The following is a 4,764-nucleotide window of genomic DNA, read 5'->3' as shown; positions in this document are numbered from 1 at the left end:
GCGGCGGCGGCGGCGACCGCGACCGACATCAGCACCGGCTGCGGCGAGACGCCCTTCTCCTGTGCGGCGACCACCGAGATCGGGATGATGATGAGCGCGGTCGCCGTGTTGGAGATGACTTGCCCGAGGACCGCCGTCAGCACGAAGAGCCCGGCGAGGAGCGCACGCGGGCCGAAGGCGCCGACCGTCTGGATCAGCTGGTCGGCGAGCAGCTTGGCGGCGCCGGTCTCGGTGATGGCGGTGGAGAGCGGCATCATGGCGCCGACGAGGATCACCGTCGTCCAGTTGATCGAGCGGTAGATCTCGTCGACGTTCAGGATGCCGAAGAGCAGCACCGCCCCGGCGGCGAGGAGGCCGGCGGCGGCGGCCGGCACGAGGCCGGTGGCGAGCAGCAGCACCATCGCCGCCATGATGCCGAGCGCCACCAGCGCGTCGCGGCCCATCGGCACCACCTGGCGGCGGACGAGCTCGGGGCTGTCGACGACCAGCACCTCGGGCGGGGCGATGCAGGTGCCGAGCGCCTCCCAGGTGCCCTGCAGCAGCAGCAGGTCGCCCTTGTCGAGCGGCTCGCCGGCGGGCAGGTCGACGTGGTTGCGGTGGATGGCGAGGACGACGAGGTTGCCGCTCGGCGTCACCATGCCGGGGAAGAACCGCTCGCCGATCAGCGGCGAGCGCGGCGGGATGACTACCTCGGCGAGGCCGGAGGCGGTGGTGAAGAGGCCGGTCTCGAAGCGGACCCCCTCGGCGTCGGCCGGGCTGAGCATGAGGTCGGCGGCGAGCTCGGCCACGCCGTCGGGGTCGGCGCGCACGGCGAGGAGGTCGCCCGGCTCGATCGGGCCGAGGCGGGCGGAGCCGCTGCCGGCGGCCTCCTGCAGCGTGAGCAGCGTGACCCCCGGCCAGTCGCCGAGGTCGAGGTCGGCGCGCGGCCGGCCGACCAGCGGCGACTCGGGGCGGACGCGGAGCTGGTGCACGCCGTCGTCGAGGCGGAACTGCTCGACGAGGGTGCGGGCGTGGCGGCTGAGGTCGGGCGGCAGCGCCCGGTTCTCGCGCACCGGCAGCAACCGCGAGCCGAGCAGGAGCGCGAGGGCGATGGTGCCGGCGAGCAGGAAGACCCCGACATAGGCGAACTCGAAATAGCCGAAGCCCTCGCGGCCGGCATCGAGCGAGGCCTCGAGGACGAGCACGTTCACCGGCGTCCCGGTCAGGGCGAGCATCGAGCCGGCATGCGCGCCGAAGACGAGCGGCATCAGGAGCTGCGACGGCGGCCGCTTCAGCCGCACCGCCAGCACGACGACGACCGGCAGCAGCGCCGCCACCGCGCCGTTGACGCTGATCAGCGCCGAGAGCACGCCGCAGAAGAGCATCATCAGCAGGATGAGGCGGAAGCGGCTGGCGCCGGCGCCGCGCGCCAGCACCTGCCCGGTCCAGGCGGTGAGGCCGGTCTTCTCGAGCGCGCCCGAGACGACGAAGAGCGAGGTGACGAAGACGGTCGCCGGGTCGCCGAAGCCCGCCAGCGCCTGGTTGAGCGTGAGCACGCCGGTCGCCCAGAGCGCCATGGCGCAGCCGATGCAGACGGCGATGACCGGCAGGCGGTCCCAGACGAAGAGCCCGACGACGGCTGCGATGATGGCGAAGACGATCCAGATCTCGGTCAAGTATTCCTCCGCCCTCCGGGCAGGCGCATGTCGCATATTTAACTTGCCAGCGCAATCGCGCTGGGCAATGCTCGCCGGAACCTGGAAGTGGTTCGTGCGAAACGGTTATTTCACACCTCAATCAACATGGGCCGGGGGGCGGGCGCGATGGCAGAGGAACCGGTGTCGGGCATCGAGGACCGCGCCAAGGGGGGCTTTCTCGACGGGTTCCTCACAACCATCGAGCGGGTCGGCAACAAGGTCCCGCATCCGGCGATCATCTTCTTCATCCTGATCGGCCTCGTCGTCGTCCTGTCGGTGCTGCTGAACTGGATCGGCTGGTCGGCCACCTATGAGGCGGTCGATCCCGAGACGCACGAGGTGGTCACCCGGACGACGACGGTAAGGAGCCTGCTCTCGGCCGACGGCATCCGCTTCCTCTTCACCTCGATCGTGCCGAACTTCATGAACTTCGGCGCGGTCGGCGTCATCATCGTGGCGATGGTCGGCGTCGGCGTCGCCGAGGAATCCGGGCTGATCGCGGCGCTGGTCAGGAAGATCGTCGAGATCGCGCCGCGCTCGATCTTCACCTTCATCATCGTGATGCTCGGCGTCGTCTCCTCGATCGCGGCCGACGCCGGCTATCTCGTGCTGGTGCCGCTCGGCGCCGCCGCCTTCCACAGCCTCGGCCGGCATCCGCTCGCCGGGCTCGCCGCCGCCTTCTCGGGCGTCGCGGCGGTCTTTCTCGTCAACCTCTTCGTGACGCCGACCGACGCGCTCCTCGCCGAGATGACCAACGACGCCATCCGCATGGTCGATCCGAGCCGCGAGGTGACGCTGGTCGGCAACCTCTACTTCATGATCGCCTCCTCGATCGTGATGGGGCTCGTCTGCACCGTGCTGACCGACAAGGTGGTCGAGCCGCACCTCGGCCCCTATACCGGCGGGGTGCCGGTCGAGGAGCGGACGCCGCTCACGCCGACGCAGATGCGCGGGCTGCGCTTCGCCGGCTGGGGGCTTCTCGGCTACGTCCTCGTGGTCGGCCTGCTGCTGGTGCCGCCCGGGGCGCCGCTGCGCCATCCCGAGACGGGCGAGATCCTCTCCGGCTCGCCGTTCATGACCGGCCTCATCGTGCAGATCAGCGCGCTCTTCTTCACGCTCGGCTTCTGCTACGGCAAGGGGGCGGGGACGGTGAAGGACCTGACCGCCGCCATCAACATGGTGGTGAAGACCTTCTCCGGCATGGCGGGGCTGATCTTCCTGCTGCTCGTCATCGCGCAGTTCATCGCCTTCTTCAACTTCACCAACATCGCGACGGTGCTGGCGGCGAACCTCGCGGACTTCCTCGAGACGGTGCCGCTCGGGCTGGTCAGCTACATCGTGATCTTCATCGTGGTGATCTTCCTCATCGACCTGCTGATCACCGGGGCGGTGGCGAAGTGGGCGATCTTCGCGCCGGTCTTCATCCCGCTCTTCATGCGGCTCGGCGGCGATCCGAACATGGTGCTCGCCGCCTACCGCGTGGGGGATTCGACGCCGAACGTCATCACGCCGCTCAACGTCTATCTCGGCGTGATGGTGGGTTTCGCCGCGAAGTACCAGAAGGACGCGGGCATCGGCACCATCGTGTCGCTGATGCTGCCCTACACGGTGGTGCTGACGGTGATCTGGACCGCGCTGCTCATCGGCTGGGCGCTGCTCGGGCTGCCGCTCGGCCCGGCCTGACAGGAAATCTCGGGGGAAAACGATGTCCGATCTCGACCGCGTGCTCGCCACCATCGACGCCGATCTCGACGCCGCGCTGGAGCGGCTCTTCGCCACCATGCGGCTGAAGTCGATCTCGACCGACCCGGCCTATGCCGGCGAGACGCGGGCCTGTGCCGAGTGGCACGCGAGGGACCTGGCCGGGATCGGTTTCGACGCCGGCGTGCGCGATACCGCGGGCCACCCGATGGTGGTCGGGCACCACCGGGCGGGCACGGGGCCGTCGGCGCTCTTCTACGGGCATTACGACGTGCAGCCGGTCGATCCGCTCGAGCTCTGGGACGCCGATCCGTTCGACCCGAAGCTCGTCACCCGGGCCGACGGGTCGAAGATGATCGTCGGGCGCGGCTCGGCCGACGACAAGGGCCAGCTGATGACCTTCGTCGAGGCCTGCCGGGCCTGGAAGACGGTGACCGGCGGGCTGCCGATCCCGGTCAGCGTGCTGCTCGAGGGCGAGGAGGAGTCGGGGGGCGTGAACCTGCCGCCCTTCCTCGACGCCAACCTCGAGGAGCTGCGCGCCGACCATGCCTTCATCTGCGACACCAACATGTGGGACAAGGACACGCCGGCGATCACCACCTCGCTGCGCGGCCTCTGCGGCGAGGAGATCGTCGTCCACGCCGCGAGCCGCGATCTGCACTCGGGCTTCTACGGCTCGGCGGCGGCCAACCCGAACCACATCCTGGCGAGGATCATCGCCGACCTGCGCGACGCGGACGGGCGGATCACGCTGCCCGGCTTCTACGACGGGGTGCCGGAGCTGCCCGAGCATCTGCGCGAGAGCTGGGCGAAGCTCGGCTTCAGCGAGGCCGAGTTCCTCGGCGAGGTCGGGCTCAGCGTGCCGGCGGGCGAGAAGGGCCGCTCGGTGCTGGAGATGACCTGGTCGCGGCCGACCTGCGAGGTCAACGGCATGGGCGGCGGCTACCAGGGCGCCGGCTTCAAGACGGTGATCCCGGCGCAGGCGATGGCGAAGATCTCCTTCCGCCTGGTCTTCGACCAGGACCCGGCCCGGGTCCGCGCTTCCTTCCGCGAGCATGTGAACGCGCGGCTGCCGAAGGACTGTTCGGTCGAGTTCCACGAGCACGGCTCGGGGCGGGCGGTCGCCTTCGACACCTCGGGCGCGGTCTTCCAGCGGACGCAGGGCGCGCTGACCAACGAATGGAACAAGGACGCCGCCTTCATCGGTGGCGGCGGCTCGATCCCGGTGACGACGCTGATCAAGGACAAGCTCGGGGTCGACGTGGTGATGGTCGGCTTCGGCCTGACCGACGACGCGATCCACAGCCCGAACGAGAAGTACGACCTGCGGAGCTTCCACAAGGGCATCCGCTCCTGGGCCCGCATCCTCGGCGCGCTGGCCGGCTGA

At 69.8% G+C, this 4,764-nt stretch carries 3 protein-coding genes; 2 read left to right on the top strand and 1 reads right to left on the bottom strand.

Annotated elements, in window-relative coordinates:
* Positions 1-1,655: SLC13 family permease (locus Q0112_RS09880; RefSeq protein ID WP_297974625.1), on the bottom strand; the 1,655-nt coding region annotated here is incomplete at its 3' end.
* A gap of 147 nt (positions 1,656-1,802) precedes the next feature.
* On the opposite strand from Q0112_RS09880, the gene Q0112_RS09875 reads away from it, so the two are divergent.
* Positions 1,803-3,359, top strand: coding sequence for an AbgT family transporter (locus Q0112_RS09875; RefSeq protein ID WP_297974623.1), 1,557 nt, complete (start codon positions 1,803-1,805; stop codon positions 3,357-3,359).
* Positions 3,360-3,381: 22 nt separating this feature from the next.
* Entirely contained in the window at positions 3,382-4,764 is a 1,383-nt protein-coding gene (locus Q0112_RS09870; protein WP_297974621.1) for a M20/M25/M40 family metallo-hydrolase, read from the top strand.

The sequence above is a fragment of the uncultured Amaricoccus sp. genome, from assembly GCF_937858865.1.
Classification (GTDB): domain Bacteria; phylum Pseudomonadota; class Alphaproteobacteria; order Rhodobacterales; family Rhodobacteraceae; genus Amaricoccus.
Note: the sequence above shows the minus strand (reverse complement) of the source record. Positions and strands in the feature narration are given on the sequence as shown.

Coding starts and splice junctions, on each gene's coding strand:
- Q0112_RS09875 (WP_297974623.1), top strand. CDS start 1,803: ATGGCAGAGGAACCGGTGTCGGGCATCGAGGACCGCGCCAAGGGGGGC.
- Q0112_RS09870 (WP_297974621.1), top strand. CDS start 3,382: ATGTCCGATCTCGACCGCGTGCTCGCCACCATCGACGCCGATCTCGAC.